This window comes from Mesorhizobium sp. CO1-1-11 (assembly GCF_020164995.1).
GTDB classification, from domain to species: Bacteria; Pseudomonadota; Alphaproteobacteria; order Rhizobiales; family Rhizobiaceae; genus Mesorhizobium; species Mesorhizobium australicum.
This window is the reverse complement of record NZ_JAIUHE010000011.1, coordinates 163,577-181,929: the sequence shown is the minus strand read 5'-3', so window position 1 is coordinate 181,929 and position 18,353 is coordinate 163,577. Positions and strand designations below refer to the sequence as shown.

The window sequence follows — 18,353 nt, the reverse complement described above, 5'->3', positions numbered from 1 at the left end:
GAAGGCGACTCGGCACAATTACTTGTGAAGGTGGAATGCAGTTGCGGCAACGTCCGCTACTGCAGATCGGCCGATCTCATAATGGTCTATGGCGGCGGTGTTGATCCTTTGAGGCTGAAATTCGACTGCAACCGGTGCAAGCGCGGCACGAACTTGCTCGACCAGTGGATCCGGTCCAACGTTCCGACGACAGTCGGTGCGGACGTCATCTCAGTCGCCGAGCTGACACAAAAGCTTTTCGCCGATGCCAGAACGCTCGGCATCAGCAGCACTGAGATTGAGGAAGACACCGGCAGCGTCTATGAGACGGTCCTTGATGCGATCGTCCACCACAATGCCGGGTGGGCCGACTGATGGCCCGCTCACATCGGCAGGTCAGTTGGAATTCGGATTGGATCGGCGACATGAAGCCGACCGCTCGCGGTTCGCATCAGCAGCAGGCGACAGCCGCTTAGTGTCGGCTATCCCACCTTGGACGCATGTCAGCCCTTCGCTCACGGGCTGTCCCGGAAACAGTCTGAGGAACTCTGGACGTAAGCCGTCACCCCGTGTCGCCGCAATCTTATGGAACTCCCACAGTCCAAACATTGGCGAATTCTCCCTTAAAATCTGTGCGGGAGTCTGACGTCGGCGTTACTACCCGCCACCCGTTCCTTGCCTTGCTCATGTCATACAGGGGCCTTGAGTAACGTCGTCAGCGCTGTGACCACCTGAGCCATGAAAAAGGGTTTGTGGATCATGATGCTATTCGATACTCCCCCACGTGAAGCAGCGGGGTCGGCGGTGACGTAGACGACTGCAATCGTGGGATTTCCCAGCCGAGCGTATCGGGCAACTTCCCAGCCCCGCTGTTTTCCTGGCCCGAGATGAATATCGGTGACGAGAGCGCTGATTTGCGATGGTTGGCCGTCGAAAACCATCATTGCAATTTCGGCATTGCTGGCGAGGAACACTTCGAAGCCGGCTGAGGCGAGTGCGAATTCAAGGTCAAGCAATATGACCGGCTCGTCTTCGGCAACCAGGACTTTGCAGCCATGCATCGTGGACCGTCCGTTGAGCGTTGGCGCGCGAATCCTTTCCAACAATGAACGGACGGGTATGTTCCAGCCACGGATAGCAGAATCGCTAGGCGGTGTCTTTATTAGTCGGCAGCATCTTCGAAGTGATCGCGAAGGCGATGCAGCACCGCGATGGCAGCTTGGCCGATTGACGAAAAGGACTTGCCAACCGTGTCGGGACGAGGAATATAATCCTCTCTGTTGCGGCGACCCTTCAACGAAACGGAGATCGCCAATGGCCCGGTCCAAACCATCAAAACAGCTTTCGCAGGCTGAAATCGAGCGCTTTCTAGTGGCGGCGGAAGCGCTGCACAAAAGCATCGTGAAGCCGTTTATATCGCCACACTGCGAGCACTACCGTGCCACGCGGATCCTGCATGAGGCGCTGTTGAAGTCTGTGCGGGAAGTGACGGGGAAGGAAGTCGAGTTCATCCAGTGGAATACCACGGGGCCGGTGCGGCCTGCGCCTTCCTCAAGCAACTGATGTGGGCGGCCCAGTTGCCCGGGGTGCTTGGCTTGGGGCCGGCAACCTAGGAGATCACCCCTAAGCCGATGAAGCGCTAACGGGCTCGGCGCAGTCGGCGACATATCCTGTGATAGATTGGCGAGCTATGAAGGTCTCGGGCTGCGTGCGTGAACAGCAGGACGACAAACAGAACCACCACCGCGGATGCGAACCCGGTAACGAGAGCCATCCGCGCAAACGTTGCTGACGTCGGGATGTTCCTCACGAATCAGTAAGTCGTTGATCCGTGCAAAGGCGGCTAACCATCGGGGCCGGCTGCGAACGGCACATTTGCAGCCCGGTGGGCCTCCACCCACCGAAACTAGAGGCCCGCTGCCCGCTCACCAGTAGGCAGCGGGTTTTACTAGCCGCCACTGTCTCTCCCGCAGGCACCCGCTTTCAGCCTCACGCCAGCGCCGCCCTTGACCATCTCGCCGATGCCAAGGCGGTTGGCATCAAGCGGGCGAAATCGACGAGGAGGTTAACTAGCCTCTATCGCACCATCATCGACGCGATTGTGCACTTCGATCCCTTCCTGCCGGAGTGACTATGTCAGCTTGACTCGTTCACAATGCGTTCCCATTTTGGTCTTCCCTTAGGTAATTGCCGGCTCCAAAATGTGCGGACGCGTTTTCGTAAAGACCACAATCCCCGACATGGTTCGTCGGTTCGAATTCGCCCACCCTGGCGAGGTCGAACGGCTGGGCAACAGCTTCCCGCTGTGGAACGGTGCGCCAAGCCTGACCTATCCGATCATCATTCGTGAAGAGCTCTCGACCAGCATGGCCGGATTCGTCTCGGCGCGCTGGGGACTGGTCCCCGGTTGGGCTCGGGATGGTGGCGGGCGGCCGCCACCTGTCAACGCCCGCTGCGAGACCGTCGCCAGCAATGGCTTGTTCCGCAAGGCTTACAATGCGCGCCGCTGCCTGGTGCCGGTCGACGGCTATTTCGAATGGCAGAAGCTGGACGCGTCGGGGAAGAAAAAGCAGCCCTACGCCATCGCGATGAAGTCTGATGAGCCCTTCGCCATGGCGGGCATCTGGGAAGAGTATGCCGACAAGGTCACCGGCGAGCTGGTGCGGACCTTTGCCATCGCCACTTGCGAGCCGAACCATCTGATGGCGACGATCCACGACCGCATGCCGGTGATCCTGGCGCCGGCCGACTACATGCGCTGGCTTGGGCCGGAGCAAGACCCTCGCGACCTGATGAAGCCTTTTCCGTCCGATCTGATGAAGATGTGGCCGATCGACAGCAAGGTGGGTTCGCCGCGCAACAACACCCCCGATATCATCGACGAGATCGGTCGCGGGCCTACTGATCTGTTCGACGTATAGTTTCCGGGCTTTGTAGGCCGCTGCCACGACACATAGGGCCTCTGATCGTAGACCCTTTGCACCCGGCTCGGTGCACTCCGCGCGGGCAACAAGTGCCGTTTGAGCTCAGCCACTTTGCGCATTGAAAAACCTTGCCGGCGCCGAGACATTGCCGACACCCGAACTTCCTAAATCCTGCCAAGCACCACCTGCCCGCCTACCTGAGACGGCAAGAACGTCAGGGGCATAAATTAGTTTCACCGAAGCTAATCCACGTCCGAGATTTTGCCGTTCGTCAGGTGCGTCTCGATCTTGCTGAGCGCCTTCCGTATGACTTCGACCGCCTGTTGGTTGATGGCGAAATCGAAATTGCCTTCCGCCGTCTCGAAAATCAGGACGCCGATCTTCGTTTCGTCATCACCCAGCATGCCAATGCCAATTCCTGTGGGCATATACGGTGGTCTATCTACCATGGGTTTCCTCCTTCAGAGATAGCGTTCCCCATCATCCCGGTGCTCGAAGCAGAACCAATGCGGCTCTTGGCGATGCCGAGCAAAGCCGAACCCTTCGTGCTTCGCGCAACCTGTGCGCTCGCACATGTGCCCTAGCACTCTGGCGCGCTCGCGCGGCGCGGGCGCCACGCCGTCGGGAAGCCTGATTGGTTCGTCGCTCATCTGCGCAAAGATTCCATAAGGCCGCTTGACGGGCAAGGATTTTGTTCCTTTTCTGTTCTCATGGCGCACGATCCGATCGACACGCTGGGGAAGGCGACCCGGCACAATATGCTTGTGAAGGTGGAATGCAGTTGCGGCAACGTCCGCTACTGCAGATCGGCCGATCTCATGATGGTCTATGGCGGCGGCGCTGATCCGTTGAAGCTGAAATTCGACTGCAACCGGTGCAAGCCGCAAGTGAAGATCACGCTCCTAGAAGTCCATCCCGAGCACCTTCCCAAGAGGCTGATGATCCACAAGCCAATGAAGGTGGACGGCAAGATCACCTGGTACACCGAAAGGTTCAGGGGATGAGCGGCGCTTTCCCGGAACGTCGAAAGATGCCCGCTGGGTACCTCTGCAACCTACCTGGCGCGCTTAGGCAGTACCGATGGACAAGCCTTCACAACCCCTCGCGGCCCGCTAAGGTGGTTGCCTTAGACATGGTTGCCCCAGCGTAATTACACAGACGCCGCACAGCCCAGACTGTGGCGGCGCAATGCTTTCGGTTCGCCTGCCCTACAACACTACCTCTGGTCGTTGTACGGTTCCTTGGTTTGCCCTACCTGCCGCGCCAGCTCCGAGAAGGGCGGCACCCCGGTCTCGTCCTGCGAGAGATTGGCGAGCTGCAGCAGCCTCAACGGGAAGCAGATCGCATCCCTGTTGGCCGGCGACATGTCCTCGTAGACCCGCTCTTCGCCTGTAACTGAAGCTTCAGCCTTGCGCAACGCATCGTCGATGGCATCTATCGACAACACCCCATTGTGGACGAGCGCGTTGTTGACGGCCGCTACTGCCATCATCAGCCCCTCGAGTTGCAGGTTGGCGACGTTCATCAGTTGCTCCGTTTGGCTACGTCATTCAACTCGATGCATGCCAGGAGGTTCCTGCATGACTTAGGTCCGCTATAAGAGGTAGGCCCGGAGTTCGCGCACACCGCTTCAGGCGCCCCGGCAGAAGTGTCCGGAGCTGCCCCTTCACATAGCTCACCTGGGCGGGATCGCATCGACATCCCATGCCACTGCCGTGAAGAGGGTCTGCGCACATTCAACCCGCAGATCTTGGAAGGATGCGAGTGGCGGCTCTCCATCACGTCATGGCAGCGGCGCTGAAGCGAGCGCATGGACTCCGAGAGGGGAGTCGACACCAAGGCCGTCAAAAGAACCAGCCAGCCCGGCAAGCCCTCGCTACGCCTCTGACAAAATCCTATAGACCTGCATTCTGGAGCAGCCCAGTGCACCGGCGATCGCTGCCGGTCCGTTGCCTTCTTGTTTCAGCCGCAGAACAGTGTCGCGATCCAGTCGGCGTTTCCCTCCACGATAGACACCCGCTCGCTTGGCCTGCTCGATGCCATCACGCTGTCGCTCTTTAGTGAAGCGTCGTTCCATTTGCGCGACCATGCCAAGCACAGTCAGCACGACGTGCCCCATCTCGCCCCGGGTCGATACGTGTGGATCGAGCACAGTGACGAATGCGCCTTTCTGCTCGCATTCGTAAATCAGGTTGAGCACGTCGCGGGTATCGCGGCCGAGCCGGTCGAGGCGCGTCACAACCAGTTCGTCGCCCGGACGGAGGAAATCCAACACCGTTGCCAGCTCGGCTCGGCCGTCGCGGCTGCCGCCCGACACCTTCTCTGAGCGGATGACCTCACAGCCCTCGGCTTTCAGCTTCGCGAGTTGCGTTTCGAGATCTTGGTCAGCGGTGCTGACGCGAGCGTAACCGATGCGAGCCATAGCCTGTCACCTCAAGGTTTAGGCCTGACGCTACCCTGTCACAAATAGTCGCTGTCAACCCAGATGTTACGCCCGCACGCTGTGGGGGTGTTACGTCACGCGGGGGTATACCCTGATGGTGAGGCGAATGCCGCAATGCGCTCCGGGTACCCGGAGCAAGGTCACCCTGATGTTGGGAGACCTGGGGCTTTAGGGGCGCTCATATTCCACCGGCGCTGATTCTGCTGTATCGCGTTGGGGAAAATTCTTATCGGGCATTATGGTTGGGTGGCGCCATCGTGACTACCATTGCGCAGGCTTATCTCCATACGAACATTAGCGGAACGGATGCCGAGCTAGCCGAGTGGGGTCGTCGGGCGGAGGCGCTTGCATATGAAATCGCAAGTTCCGTGTTTCCGATGGAAGTCGAAGTCGAGATCGTGTTTCAGGTCGGCAGCCTCATATCAAGGGCGCTTGTCAAGAAGATCGGTGCCGGGCTTTTGGCGGCCTATGGGGGTATAGCGATTTACCCCGACTTCAAAAACGGCTTGCTCGAAGCCATTACTGATGCGCGGACATTCTCGGGTGCGTTCAACGAAAGATTTATGTCCGAAGCGAATATTAAATCGAAAGATATCGTAGCCCGCCAGCGCCGCATCGAAACTCCCGGCAGGATCAACCGGGCTCTCGACCGGCTGGAGAATCTTGAACAGAACACCGCAGCGAACCGCGGCTCGCGGTACCATCAGGAACTGCAAGACGCTGTAACTCAACTCCAATGGGGCCTGTCGGACTTAGAGTTTTCCGACCGCCAACAGGCTGTCCAGTTAATAGTAGAATATCATGAGCCCCGCCTTCCCGAACCGCTTCTGCCTGAGCTCATGCGGCCTGTGGTATGGAAGCGGGAGGACGAAGAGTTTGGGCTGGTGGAATCCCGGGCCCACCGTCCTAACGTCAAGTTCTTGGCCAAGCTACGGACTGACGAACCTCTGAGAAGCCAGCTTCTGTTGGAGGACAAGAAGACCAAACGGGACAAGCTCAAACATTAGCCGCGATGAGTGACTCGCCCACAATCACCTCGTTCGCGATTGTCAACGTGGTACTGTTCGGCTTCTCTCTCCTTTGGCTAATCAATTTCGTCGTCTGGAAGACCATCGGCAAGATGAAGAGGTGCCTACCACATTCCTTGATCTCATCTCGTTTGCCAACGCCAGCATCACCTTCGGGTCAGTGATTCTGGTAGGGTTAAACAACGGCGGGTTTCAAGAGCAGGCGGATCCTATCCGGATGGCGACGATGGGGTCGGAATCTGACTAGGGGAAGATTTGCGCGGCTACGCAGAACCAAAACGACAGCAAGCTACCTGGCCTCTATCAGAAGCATGCAGTCGGTTCACGGCCTCATAGAGCCGTGTGCGAATCCCAGCGCGTAGCTCGATTTTGATCATTGTTTTGATCATTGTGCTGAACATTGGGCTATACGTTGTCGCAGCGACTTCGCGGTCTAAGCTCCGGTTGGCACCTTATCGATTTCGTGCGTGTTCTGGCCCTTTCCAATGCTTCTAGCGGCAAGCCAATAAGCGAGACCGCCAGTATGAGGCATGGTCTCCATCAGATGTGACTTTTCATCAGCTAATTTCTCTAGTTTTTTCCGGAGGTTAGGGTCATCCAACGTGGCGTCTATTTGCCAAAACCGACGCAACTTTCCCCGCAACGCGCTGCACCGAACCCCTGCATTGTGAAACTCTCGGGCGGAGCGACCGGGATTCACAAACGTCGCCAGAGCACTCAGAACTGCGGATGCGATGGCAAAATACGCCAAGGTCTGCGGGTCACCTGTTTTCACCGCCTTAATTCCGGTGATGGCTGCTGTGAGGACGCTAGGTATACCAATCGCCCAGTGAAGCATTCTCCAATAGGTCGCTATCTGGAAGCATGCGGTCATCGACCAAAGGAGATCCTCCTCAAGGCGCCGTGCTTCGTTGATGAGTAGCTGCTTGCCCATCGGTCACCCGTATTTCGGAAAGTAGTCGTTGAAAATCAACCGCCAGTACTCGAAGGCAAGCGCCATATCCCCGCGGTCTTCAGCTTCACCGGCTTTCTCAGCTCGCGCGATCGCAGTGTCTATCCTCGACAAGGCTTCGATCTTCACAGTGTCACTGCATGGATAGACATAACCGGAAATTCCGATGGGGTCTTGCATCATGGCCAACCCCTTGGCCCTTAGGCGACGAAGCATTCTAAGGAAGTCAATTGAATAGACTATCGCTGGCTCCTCACTCGCGTATTCGCCAGTTCGCAACTCAAGATAAAAGGATCGAATGCCACCCGTTCGCATGAAGTTCCAGAGTTTCATGAAGCGAATGAGCGGTTTCAGTTTCTTGTCCAGCTTATCATTTATGCCGTCAACCCATTTACCATGCGCGTTGGGGCTGGTTTTCATCCAACCTCCTGCACGATTCGAGATCCCATAAACGTTCGACCCGCCCACGGTCTCGATGAAGTAGCCGAGTGTGATCTCGTGCCTCTCGCCGGCCTCCGTGCCAAAACCCACCACTACGGCAGGATTTCTTATGCTGACGTTCGTGTTGGGAAATCGCTGCGCCAAAGCGTATTTCACACTTTCCAAATCGGTTGTGGAATTCGAATGAAGAATGGCGGCCGGGAGAACTGCCATGTAGTCCACGTCGCTAATTCCTCGTATCGAAGTGCCGTGCCCAAATGAACCAGATCGGAAAAATCTCGTCATTCCGAAGTTGGCTTTCAGGCACGCCTCTATACTGGCGCGATGGGATGCTGCAGCTTGGCTTTCTGTCGCCGTAGGTACGAGCCAGGAATGGAGTTGATCGAACGCTGCTGACACTGTCGTCGGCATTGATTGTAAGTCCCCAAGCGATCGGCGTGTTTAGCACAGCGTGCTCGCAAACTGCGAAGGATCGGGGAGTCGCTTCACAGTTATCCTCAGTTAAGTTCTCTACTCAACGATTGTATTATATACCCACCATACTGAAAAGTTCGGTGCACGACGGAGGAGTTCAGACGTGGCCACACTGCCGAAGAAACCACCTACACAGAAGCTCGGTTTCGTAGTCGGCCCTATAGGTGGCAATGACAGTGACGACCGAATCCACCGTGAGCGGCCGGTCTGAGGCGCAAAGCGGCCATTGGGCAACGAGGTCGCTCATAGCCCCAATAGCTGATCGTCGATCCAACTCCCGTGTGCCCCGGCGAGAATCCACTTAGGAGACATCTTCTAGATCGTGCTGGCAGCGCTTCATTTTTTATCGAGGTCTCACGGCATCTCGCGTATCATCCATGCCATGGACATTGTCACACCCGCAGCGCGGTCAGCCATGATGGGCCGCATCAAAGGCAAGGACACGAAGCCCGAGATGGCCGTTCGCAAGCTTTCCCATGCGATGGGCTATCGCTTCCGCCTCCACCGCCGCGATCTGCCGGGAAAGCCCGACCTTGTCTTTCCGTCACGAAAAACAGTCGTTTTCGTCCACGGTTGCTTCTGGCATCGCCACGAAGGCTGCAAGTGCTGCTATAGCCCCAAGTCCAACATTGAATTCTGGCAGGGAAAGTTTAAGGGTAACGTCGTCCGGGACGAACGCGTGCGAAGGGAGCTTCAGGGCTTGGGGTGGAGGGTAGCAGTCGTTTGGGAATGCGAGGTTGATGATCTGCCTGGCTTGAAGTCAAAGCTCCAGGCATATTTGGAATCATGACCGCATCCGACCACCAGCAGATTCGCCGAAACAAGCTCGTTCGCCTGCAGACCGGCGCGAGCCCGCGCGCACTTGAAATCTGCTCGGGTTGCGGGGGGCTATCACTCGGACTGAAGACTGCTGGCTTCGAACTTTCCGCGCACATCGAACTCGATGCTGAAGCCGCGCGAAGCTATGCGCTTAATTTCGGCGGCGACCGCGAGCCTGATGACGCTTGGTCGAAGCCGCGCGATATGGAAGATGTAACGGCCGCGAAGCTGGTCAAGGATCTGGGGTTCGAAACATCAGCTTCAAAGTCCTTCGACGTTCTTGCCGCCGGCCTGCCGTGCCAAGCGTTCGCGCGAATTGGGCGCTCCAAGCTACGCTCGATTGCCGGCCACGAACACGCGTTTCAGAAAGACCCGCGCGCTTCGCTCTACCGTCGCTTCCTCAAATTCGTCGAAGACACGCAGCCGCTGATCATTCTCATCGAAAATGTGCCGGACATTCTGAATTTCGGTGGTCACAACGTGCCCGAGGAAATCTGCGAGACCCTCGAGTTGTCGGGATATCGCACCGGTTACACAATCCTCAATGCGGCGTACTACGGCGTACCCCAGGTCCGGGAGCGTCTCTTCATCGTCGCACTCGCCGATGTCCTCGGCAAAGCACCGAAATTTCCGGAACCGCTGCACTTCCTCGATCTGCCGCGCGGGTACGAAGGCTCTCGTCGTGTAGCCCTTAAACATGTTGACCCCGGAAGCCACCGCTTCCACGGAATCCATATCCCCTCGGCGGACCTAGCCGATGCCGTCGGCGCTAAAGCCGCGCTGGATGACCTGCCGAGGATCAAGGAACACGCCAGCAATCCTGCCGACATAAGACGCCGCAAGCTCTCGGAAGTTCTGCCCTATCGGGAGCTGGCTACCGGCCCGTCGGCGTATGCACTGAAAATGCGGAACTGGCCCGGCTTCGAAACCGCCGATGGCGCCAACGGCCACCTCATTCGCCTAACCCCGCGTGACTTCCCGATCTTCGCGGGCATGAAGCACGGTGCCGACTATCCGCAGGCACGCGCGCTTGCTGAACAGATGTTCCAGGACGCACTGATCGCCCAGGGGCTGACGCACATCAGCAAGGAGTCGAACGCCTACAGGGATCTGCGTGCGCAGGTGGTCCCGCCTTATGATCCGGAGAAGTTTCCGAACAAGTGGTGGAAGCTTGATCCGTCGAAGCCCTCTCGCACATTGACCGCGCACATGGGGAAGGATACCTACTCGCATATTCACTACGACAGCACGCAGAAGCGGACTGTCTCAGTGCGCGAAGCAGCACGGCTCCAGTCGTTTCCAGACGGTTTCGTCTTTGCCGGCGCGATGAATGCTGCCTTCCGTCAGATCGGCAATGCCGTCCCGCCGCTACTCGGCCTCGCAGTTGCCCGCGTCCTCAAAGAGCAGCTGACCAGTCGAACCGGCAAGAATAAAGAGGCTTCTGACCGGCAGGCGGCGTGACATGTCGCCTCAACGTATCATCGAGATTACCCCGGAAGCACCGGCCCTCATCACGTCGCTGAGAGGCCTGGGTTACTCGCCTGAAACGGCGCTCGCCGATCTGATCGACAACAGCATCACCGCGCAGGCTCGCTCCGTCGAGATTGACCTCCAATGGAATGACGGAACGCCAGTCGTCGCAATTCTCGACGACGGCAAAGGCATAGATGAAAAGCGCCTCGCCCAGGCACTGAAACTCGGCGGACAGGGACCCGACAGTCCCCGTGAGGCATCCGACCTCGGCCGGTTCGGCATGGGGCTCAAGACCGCCTCCCTCTCGCAGTGTCGTCGAATGACCGTCATCACCAAGGCCGACGCGACCCTTAGTGCCATCACACTTGATGTCGACACGATCACCACGCGTGGCTGGATCGCGATCGTACCCGATCCGCTTCCGACACGTCCGTTCGTGGCGGAACTCGCGCAGCGCCCGTCCGGCACCCTCATCGTCTGGGACCGGGTCGACGAACTGAGCGGTCTCGCGGGCCTCCAGAAAGAAGCTTTCTATCTGCGCATCGAAGAAATCCGCGCGCATCTCGGCATGGTGTTTCACCGCTTCATCAGCGGTGACGCGTCGCGCCTTTCAATCACGCTCAACGGACGCGCGATCAAGGCGTGGGACCCCTTCCAGACAACACACCCCTCAACGCAGGAGATGCCCTCCGAACGCATTCGTCACGCGGGGGCGTCGTTCACTGTCAAACCCTATGTGCTTCCGCACCGTGACCGTTTCGAAAACGATCGGGACTATGAACTCGCAGGCGGCCCTGGGGGCTGGGGCGCACGGCAGGGCTTTTACGTTTATCGCGGCAAGCGCCTGCTGGTCGCAGGCAGCTGGCTCGGCCTAGGCGGCGTTCGAACCTGGACGCGCGACGAAGCGAGCCGCCTCGCTCGCATCGAAGTCGACCTGCCCACCGGACTTGATCGCGACTGGCGAATTGATGTGCGCAAGTCCCAGGCGCGTCCGCCCGGCGCACTACATGCCCGTTTGACTGCCATCGCAGGACGCTCCCGCGAAGAAGCTCGAGAAGTGTTCGCTTTCCGCGGCCGGGGTCCCCACCATCACGGCGCGCGCCACGATGTACCCGCAGTCTGGCTGGCTGTGCCGAGCGCCAAAGGCATTCAGTACCGCATCAATCGGGATCATCCCGTTGTTGTCGCATGTCGTGCGGCCGTGACCGGCGGATTGCGCCCGCTTAACGCCGTACTGTCGATCATCGAGCGCAGCGTTCCCGTGGAACGCATCTGGCTCGACGTGTCGGAATCTGAAGGCGCCGAAGTCCCTACCCTTGACGCCGACGATATTGCACAGCTGACGGAACAACTCGTCGAACTCGGCAAGGCTCTGCCTGCCAGCATGACGACAGACCAGCGCATTGATGCACTTCTACTAAATCTTCCCGGAGACCTGACACAGCTGCGAACGGAACTAACAAGAAGACTGGGGGGTACGCATGGCTGATGCTGTCGAGGCTCTCGCTCTGAGAGCGCGGAAAATTCTGCAGATCCAAAAGGACCTTGGCGACGAGATCACGCGCGAAAGCATCGCGAAGATCATCCGCCTGGATGCGCCCATCTTCAGCCTGACCACGAAGCAGATCATCTCCCCCGAACAGCTTGAGGCGGCAACGCGCTTGCTCTGGACTATCTTTGTCACCGAACAAGGGCCAGCGCTCTCGCTGATCGACACATTACGACCGGCCGCCTGGTATGTCGGTGAGCGACGCCAGCCGGGAGATTTCATGCGGCGCTACCTCAACAAGCTTGAGGAAGACGGATGGCCAGAAGAATCCGTTCTGCAGCTCCAGGACAGCACTGCGAGAATCCTTGAAGTAATGGACGATCCCAAGCGGCCCGGCAGCTGGGACTGGCGCGGTCTTGTTGTGGGCGACGTGCAATCAGGAAAGACCGCCAGCTATGCCGGCGTCGTCAACCGCGCTGCAGACGCCGGCTACCGGATCATCATCGTCCTCGCCGGCATGCATAAAATTCTGCGCCTGCAGACGCAGAAGCGCTTCGACAACGACTTCCTGGGTTATGATACCAATCCGAAGACCCGACAGCCCAACCAGCCGATGCGCATCATCGGCGTCGGTAATTCAACGCGCAGCTGACAGTCGACAGCCTGACGATGGCTGACCCGAACGGAGACTTCAATCAACGCATCGCCGACCAGCTCAGCTTCTCTCCCGTCAACCAGCCTTGTGTGTTCGTCGTCAAGAAGAACGCGAAGGTGCTGGAAAACCTCAACGGCTGGATTTCGCGTCTGCCGGGGCCTGCGAAGGCCGCCCCAGTCCTCGTCATCGACGATGAATCCGACCAGGCGTCAGTCGATACGGGCGACCAGCCGCTCCTGGAAGACGGGACGTTCAGGGAAGAATACGAGCCCAAACGGGTCAACGGTGAAATCCGTCGTCTGCTGATGTCCTTCGAGCGCCGCGTCTACGTGGGTTACACGGCAACGCCGTTTGCAAACATCTTCATCCATGACGAACGATCGGCGAAGAATTTCGGCCCTGACCTCTTCCCCTCGACCTTCATCGTTTCGCTCACGCCGCCCGATGACTATTTCGGCCCAGCCGCGGTCTTCGGTACGAACGATGACGCGGACAACCCTGGCCTGCCTCTGGTCCGGCCGCTTGAGCAGACCGAAGAAAACTGGATACCGGAAAAGCACGACAAGACGCTCAAGCCCCTGTTCAACGGCCAGGATGTCATTCCGAGAAGCCTGGAACGGGCAATCGACGCCTTCCTACTCACCTGCGCGGCACGCGCCGCCAGAGGGCAGGAAACCGAACACAACTCGATGCTTGTGCATGTGTCGCGATACGTCGACGTTCATTCCGGGGTTCACCGACAGGTAGAAAAGTACCTGGTCGAAACGCGCGCCATGATTTCCAACGCCGACCGCGAAACACTCCAGCGCCTCAAGTCGGTGTGGGAACTCGACTACCTGCCGACGACTGAAAAAGTCAGAACAACGGTATATGGGCGTAATACATTGCCCGTGACCTGGAAACAGGTTCTGACCAAGCTTCCGGAAAGCTCAGACAAGATCCAGGTCATCACGGCCAATGGCAAGACGAAGGCCGACATTGACTACGACGCCTACAAGAAGACTGGTTACTCCGTCATCGCCGTGGGCGGTGACAAGCTTTCTCGGGGACTTACGCTCGAAGGGCTCTCAGTCAGCTATTTCCTGCGCATTTCGCGCCAGTATGACAGCCTTCTGCAGATGGGGCGCTGGTTCGGCTATCGCCGCGGGTTCGCCGATCTGTGCCGGCTCTTCACGACTTCAGACATGGAAGACTGGTTCCGGTACGTAGCGACCGCGCAGAAGGAACTGCGGGGCCAGTTCTATGAGATGTCCATCACGAACGCGACGCCGAAGCAGTTCGGCCTCAAGGTCGCGGTGCATGACATTCTCGAAGTCACCGCAAAGAACAAGCAGCGTCACGCCGAAATTCACCAGAGTAGCTACGCGGGTGAGGGCAAGGTCCAGACGGTCATGTTCCAGGACGCAACGACTATTGAGCGCAACGCCTCGGTGACCGATGACTTCCTCGTCGCACTCGGTGCCGGAACGGACAATCCACGCCGTCCGGGACCGGGTAACAAGAGGGCCTCGGGCACACTGTGGACGGGCATTTCGGGCCAGGACATTGCAGCCTACCTGAAAAACCTGACCTTCCCCCCGGAAAGCCAGCAGGTCGATGGCAAGAAGCTTGCGACCTACATCAGCGATCAGCTGGCGATGAACCCCCCCGAGCTTACAGACTGGACTGTCTACCTTGCCACTGGCGATGAAGAGCCCGTTGATCTCGGTGACCGCCGCATCAAGTGCATCCTGCGTTCACCCCGGGAATCCAGAAACGGCAAACCCATGCCGGGCGACCGTTTCATCATCGGCACCGCCCTCAGCCCGCTTGATCAGGCCATCGATCTTACCGATGAGGAATTCGATTCTGCGCTGACCATGACCAACAACGAACGGCTGACACGCACCAAGCTGCCGACGGATGTCCCCTCTGGTGAATTCATCCGCAAAGCCCGAGGCACGCGGCCGCAGAACGGCCTGCTGATCATCTATCCCATCGATCCCGTAAAGGCAGAGGTCGAGAAGACTGAACGCCCCGTAATCAGCGTCGTTGTCAGCTTCCCGGATAGTGATGCGGCCGACAAACGCGTGTATCTGATCAACAGCGTCCGTCAGCGCGAGGTGTCATGACCGGCTGGCTTGTCGCACTGAACAAAGCTTGGGATACGCTCGCAAAAAGCGCGCCAGTTTCGCGTCAGTATCGGTCCAAATTGATTTCGACTGAGGTTCCTCTTGATGTCCTGGCCGCAATGCGAGCCACCGACAATGCACCTTGCCTGATGTTGCAGACGGAACTGCGTCCGGATGCTCTCTTCGAACTCGGCGGCATGCGCCTCAGCCTCATGCCCGACACGACGGGTATATTCCTGGTGCTTTCGCTCGAAGACAGTTCCAGACGCGATCTCTTCGCAACGATCTGTGCCGACGTGGTCAGTGCTGCAGCACTGGCAAATCGTAATGATGCACTAGATCAGTTTCTCGCACGCCTGGACGCTTGGCGACAGTTCCTCCGCGATCGACGCGACGGTCTCTCAAGACCCGAAACCGTGGGCCTGATTGGAGAACTCATCATTCTGGACCAGATACTCACATCCCACGCTAACGGCCTCTCGACCTGGCAAGCACCCAATGACGGATTGCATGACTTCGTAGATGGAGGCCATGCTCTGGAAATTAAGACGGGGCTTGGACCTTCATCGACGATTACAATTTCCGCTCTGGACCAGCTTGATGCTTCCGGCCTCAGCCGCCTCGATCTCATGCATGTCAGGCTGATTGAGACACCGGAAGGAAAGCCCCTGCGGGATTTCATCTCTGATATCTCCACCCGTCTGCCGAATGATACAGGGCGCCGTGCCTTCGAGAATGCGCTTCTCAGTCGTGGCCTGATGCCCGATGACGATGTTGCGCGCGCCGTGCCCAGGGTTCAGCTCCGCGCCATCGAAAGTTACCAGGTCCAGGAGAACTTCCCGCGCCTGATCCGTGCAAATCTTCCCGTCGCCATTACCGACGCCACCTACTCGCTCGATGTGCGAGCCATCGCAGGCTTTGCCACCGATACGACCTTCGTCCTTGAAGCGTTCATTCAAGGAGACCCGTCATGACAGATGATGTAGTAGCGGCATTCTCACAAGAAATTGTCGCCGAGGTCGACGAAGGCCTCACGACCGACGCACCCTTCTCCCAGGAGGTGTTCACTCGTCTCGTCCTTGAACGACTAGAAGATGCCGGGCACCTTGAATCGACGTTTCCGCTCTACCAGGAAGGCCGCGTTAGAAACGCGCTCTATCGGATCGATGGCTACGCTTTTGACGAGGAGCGCTCGCGCCTTGACCTGTTCACGACCATCTACAGCGGCGAGCTTCCGGCGGCAAAGCTGCCAACTGCCGATGTGACAAAAGCCATCGAGCGCGCGCTTCGTTTCGTCAGTGCGTGCGTTAACGGCTTGGCAAAGGACCTGGAGCCGTCAAACACAGACGCAAGCGATCTGGCCCGCCTGATCGAAACGCAGGCCAAGGACCTGGCTGTCGTTCGCGTGGTTCTGCTTACCGATGGCATCGTCGGCAGTCTGGCCAGCTCAGCGCGGTGGCGGGATCGCGAAGTCCTGTTCGAGGCATATGACATCGTCAGGCTTCAGCGCGTCCTCGGTCAAGGCGAAACGCGGGCCGATATCGCGGTGGACCTTGTGGCACTTACCGGCGACGGCGTTTCCTGCCTCCATGTGCCCAGCCATGACGGCGGCTATGACGCGTACCTTGCAGTTCTACCCGGTGAGGCCCTTTCAAAAATCTATGAGCGCTACGGCGTTCGCCTGCTCGAACTCAACGTCCGGGCATTTCTCGGCCTTCAGGGCAGGAAGAGCGTCAACGCCGAGCTGCGCCGCACGATCGTCGAACAACCGTCCATGTTCCTCGCCTTCAATAACGGGATCGTGGCAACAGTCGATGATCTCGAACTCGCCGACAACGGCGCTGGCGGAACAGAAATCATATCCTTGAAAGGACTTCAGGTCGTGAATGGCGGCCAGACGACGGCCTCCCTTCACCGCGCGCGCCGCAAGGAAAGTGTCAGCCTCGACAACGTCTCGGTTCCCATCAAGATCATCAAGGTGGGCGGTGCCGACCTCGGCGAAATGGTCTCCTCCATTTCCCGGGCTGCCAACCGCCAGAACACCGTGCAACTCGCCGATTTCTCGGCAAACGATCCTTTCCACCAGAACATCGAGACGATCGCTAACAATACGTGGCTCGACGACGGCAAAGGCCGCTGGTTCTATGAGCGGGCTCGCGGCTCCTACATCGCAGCCGAGCAGAAGGCGGCGTATCGCAAGACGGAACAGCATGCATTCCGCACGCAGACGCCCAAGAACAGGCGTCTCAGCAAGCTGGACGTTGCCCGCTATCTCGCCGCCTGGGGTGGACTTCCATACCGGGTCTGCCTTGGCGGCCAGAAGAACTTCCAGCATTTCATGCAGCGACTCAAGGATGAGCCTCAGGGGGCCATCGGCGACGCATGGTTCAAAAAGCTGGTTGCACTGGCGGTTCTCTACCGCGCGACCGAGAAGAAGGTCCGAAGCATGAAGTTTCCGGCCTACGGAGCGCAGATCACAGCGTATGTCGTGGCCGGTCTCTCCCACAGAACTGGAGGCAGGATCGACTTCAACCGCCTCTGGTCTCGCCAAGCTATCAGCCCGGAGCTGGAACAGCTCATTGAAACCTGGGCCCCGCAGATGGATATAGCAATGCGCACGTCCGCCGGTCAGAAGAACCCCAGCGAGTGGTACAAGAAGGACGAATGCTGGCAGGAAATTCAGAAGCAGCTTCCGCCTATCAGCGACCCGCTTCCTCCAGAGCTATCCTATGTCTCGGCGAACGCCGAAGATGGTCCTATGGTCGCGCCGATGGGCACCACGCATTCCGTCGCGGACTACGACCGCATAGCTCTGTGCATGAAGCTCAACGGTGCTATCTGGCTCGATGTGGCGGAGAAAGGTCTGAAGGCCGGTGTGGTACACTACCGCGTGGCCGCGATCTGCCGAACACTCGCTAGCTATGCGGCTGGCGGCTGGGTGCAGAAGCCTTCACCGAAGCAGGCAAAGCCGGCACTTGAAGCTGCGTTAGCTGTCGACCGCGCGGGGATTGTCGCAAGCGGCCTTAACGAGCCGGCGGCTGAAGCCAGTTAGGCTTCTTTCGGAAATTCCTCTTCGAGCCATGTCTTGACGGCGGTCACACTGCCTCGGCCATTTCTTCGCAGCAGCTCAACAATGTCCTTGGCAGAGAGGATCAGGATCGGGTGCTGATCTTCCTTGATCTCCTTATACGCCAGGAGGTCAACGCATGACGTGGTGACCAGAACACCAAACTGCCGATGTCTGAGATGGGGATCAGCCGGGACATGTCCTTTACTCCGACAGCGGTCGGCGGCGAGTAGCACGTCGCCTCAAGGGCGAAGGGTTCCGCTCGGAGCGGTACCGACACGCAGCTGGCCTACAGCATCTCGACCTCCGTCACGCGATGGTCGCGTTACGTCTAGGCCCGCGATGTCTGGAATCACGAGCCGCGCAAGTGCAGCGGCACAATGCTCAAAGGCGTGGGGACGGCCCTTGAAATACTCGCGGACAAGGGGCGTCGACCACATGGGTTCCGCGCGGAAGCTTTTTACAACAACGCTGCGAGGGTTTGGCTGTTCAGGCAGG

At 58.6% G+C, this 18,353-nt stretch carries 19 protein-coding genes; 12 read left to right on the top strand and 7 right to left on the bottom strand.

From position 1 onward, the window contains the following. The first annotated feature begins 81 nt into the window (after positions 1 to 81). Positions 82 to 354 (top strand): hypothetical protein, encoded by a 273-nt coding sequence (locus tag LB554_RS15150; RefSeq protein ID WP_224585299.1) that lies wholly within the window; start codon positions 82 to 84, stop codon positions 352 to 354. A 314-nt stretch (positions 355 to 668) separates the two neighbouring features. On the opposite strand, the gene LB554_RS15145 is transcribed toward LB554_RS15150, so the two are convergent. After that, positions 669 to 1,040: a response regulator gene (locus LB554_RS15145; protein WP_224585298.1), complete on the bottom strand. Its 372-nt coding sequence runs from the start codon at positions 1,038 to 1,040 to the stop codon at positions 669 to 671. A gap of 253 nt (positions 1,041 to 1,293) precedes the next feature. Here LB554_RS15145 and LB554_RS15140 point away from each other — a divergent pair, with 253 nt between their 5' ends. Together LB554_RS15140 and LB554_RS15135 are read left to right on the top strand one after the other, a co-directional pair. Then, positions 1,294 to 1,542, top strand: a complete 249-nt coding sequence (locus LB554_RS15140) for a hypothetical protein (protein ID WP_224530394.1) — start codon at positions 1,294 to 1,296, stop codon at positions 1,540 to 1,542. A gap of 638 nt (positions 1,543 to 2,180) precedes the next feature. Then, positions 2,181 to 2,900, top strand: coding sequence for an SOS response-associated peptidase (locus tag LB554_RS15135; RefSeq protein WP_224585297.1), 720 nt, complete (start codon positions 2,181 to 2,183; stop codon positions 2,898 to 2,900). A gap of 245 nt (positions 2,901 to 3,145) precedes the next feature. Here the strand turns inward: LB554_RS15135 and LB554_RS15130 are convergent, their stop codons facing one another. After that, the gene (locus LB554_RS15130) at positions 3,146 to 3,307 is read right to left on the bottom strand and encodes a hypothetical protein (RefSeq protein ID WP_224585296.1); all 162 of its coding nucleotides are present in this window, start codon (positions 3,305 to 3,307) and stop codon (positions 3,146 to 3,148) included. Positions 3,308 to 3,661: 354 nt separating this feature from the next. On the opposite strand from LB554_RS15130, the gene LB554_RS15125 reads away from it, so the two are divergent. Next, positions 3,662 to 3,907 (top strand): hypothetical protein, encoded by a 246-nt coding sequence (locus LB554_RS15125; protein WP_224585295.1) that lies wholly within the window; start codon positions 3,662 to 3,664, stop codon positions 3,905 to 3,907. Between the two features lie 212 nt (positions 3,908 to 4,119). On the opposite strand, the gene LB554_RS15120 is transcribed toward LB554_RS15125, so the two are convergent. Together LB554_RS15120 and LB554_RS15115 are read right to left on the bottom strand one after the other, a co-directional pair. Continuing rightward, positions 4,120 to 4,428: a hypothetical protein gene (locus LB554_RS15120; RefSeq protein ID WP_224530388.1), complete on the bottom strand. Its 309-nt coding sequence runs from the start codon at positions 4,426 to 4,428 to the stop codon at positions 4,120 to 4,122. Between the two features lie 351 nt (positions 4,429 to 4,779). Then, complete coding sequence (locus tag LB554_RS15115) at positions 4,780 to 5,325, bottom strand: recombinase family protein (protein WP_224585294.1); 546 nt, start codon at positions 5,323 to 5,325, stop codon at positions 4,780 to 4,782. Positions 5,326 to 5,588: 263 nt separating this feature from the next. Here LB554_RS15115 and LB554_RS15110 point away from each other — a divergent pair, with 263 nt between their 5' ends. Beyond that, positions 5,589 to 6,353: a hypothetical protein gene (locus tag LB554_RS15110; RefSeq protein ID WP_224585293.1), complete on the top strand. Its 765-nt coding sequence runs from the start codon at positions 5,589 to 5,591 to the stop codon at positions 6,351 to 6,353. A 454-nt stretch (positions 6,354 to 6,807) separates the two neighbouring features. Here the strand turns inward: LB554_RS15110 and LB554_RS15105 are convergent, their stop codons facing one another. After that, the gene (locus tag LB554_RS15105; protein ID WP_224585292.1) at positions 6,808 to 7,308 is read right to left on the bottom strand and encodes an SLATT domain-containing protein; all 501 of its coding nucleotides are present in this window, start codon (positions 7,306 to 7,308) and stop codon (positions 6,808 to 6,810) included. A gap of 3 nt (positions 7,309 to 7,311) precedes the next feature. Beyond that, complete coding sequence (locus LB554_RS15100; protein WP_224585290.1) at positions 7,312 to 8,178, bottom strand: SMODS domain-containing nucleotidyltransferase; 867 nt, start codon at positions 8,176 to 8,178, stop codon at positions 7,312 to 7,314. Positions 8,179 to 8,563: 385 nt separating this feature from the next. On the opposite strand from LB554_RS15100, the gene LB554_RS15095 reads away from it, so the two are divergent. Genes LB554_RS15095 through LB554_RS15065 form a run of 7 tightly spaced genes read left to right on the top strand, consistent with a single transcriptional unit; the run spans position 8,564 to position 17,840 of the window. Beyond that, complete coding sequence (locus tag LB554_RS15095; RefSeq protein ID WP_318013206.1) at positions 8,564 to 9,031, top strand: very short patch repair endonuclease; 468 nt, start codon at positions 8,564 to 8,566, stop codon at positions 9,029 to 9,031. Continuing rightward, complete coding sequence (locus LB554_RS15090) at positions 9,028 to 10,521, top strand: DNA cytosine methyltransferase (protein ID WP_224585289.1); 1,494 nt, start codon at positions 9,028 to 9,030, stop codon at positions 10,519 to 10,521. Before LB554_RS15095 ends, LB554_RS15090 begins: the two co-directional genes overlap by 4 nt. Before the next feature lies 1 nt (position 10,522). Next, positions 10,523 to 12,022, top strand: a complete 1,500-nt coding sequence (locus LB554_RS15085) for an ATP-binding protein (RefSeq protein ID WP_224585288.1) — start codon at positions 10,523 to 10,525, stop codon at positions 12,020 to 12,022. Next, on the top strand, positions 12,015 to 12,674 hold the full coding sequence (locus tag LB554_RS15080; protein ID WP_224585287.1) for a hypothetical protein: 660 nt from the start codon (positions 12,015 to 12,017) through the stop codon (positions 12,672 to 12,674). The genes LB554_RS15085 and LB554_RS15080 overlap by 8 nt, the downstream gene beginning before the upstream one ends. 17 nt (positions 12,675 to 12,691) lie before the next feature. After that, a complete protein-coding gene (locus LB554_RS15075; RefSeq protein WP_224585286.1) occupies positions 12,692 to 14,788 on the top strand; it encodes a Z1 domain-containing protein in 2,097 nt (698 codons plus the stop codon). Beyond that, complete coding sequence (locus LB554_RS15070; protein ID WP_224585285.1) at positions 14,785 to 15,762, top strand: PD-(D/E)XK motif protein; 978 nt, start codon at positions 14,785 to 14,787, stop codon at positions 15,760 to 15,762. The genes LB554_RS15075 and LB554_RS15070 overlap by 4 nt, the downstream gene beginning before the upstream one ends. Then, the gene (locus LB554_RS15065) at positions 15,759 to 17,840 is read left to right on the top strand and encodes an AIPR family protein (protein ID WP_224585284.1); all 2,082 of its coding nucleotides are present in this window, start codon (positions 15,759 to 15,761) and stop codon (positions 17,838 to 17,840) included. The genes LB554_RS15070 and LB554_RS15065 overlap by 4 nt, the downstream gene beginning before the upstream one ends. Here the strand turns inward: LB554_RS15065 and LB554_RS15060 are convergent. After that, a complete protein-coding gene (locus LB554_RS15060) occupies positions 17,837 to 18,091 on the bottom strand; it encodes a hypothetical protein (RefSeq protein WP_224585283.1) in 255 nt (84 codons plus the stop codon). The two genes, LB554_RS15065 and LB554_RS15060, sit on opposite strands and share 4 nt — an antisense overlap. Positions 18,092 to 18,353 lie beyond the last annotated feature (262 nt).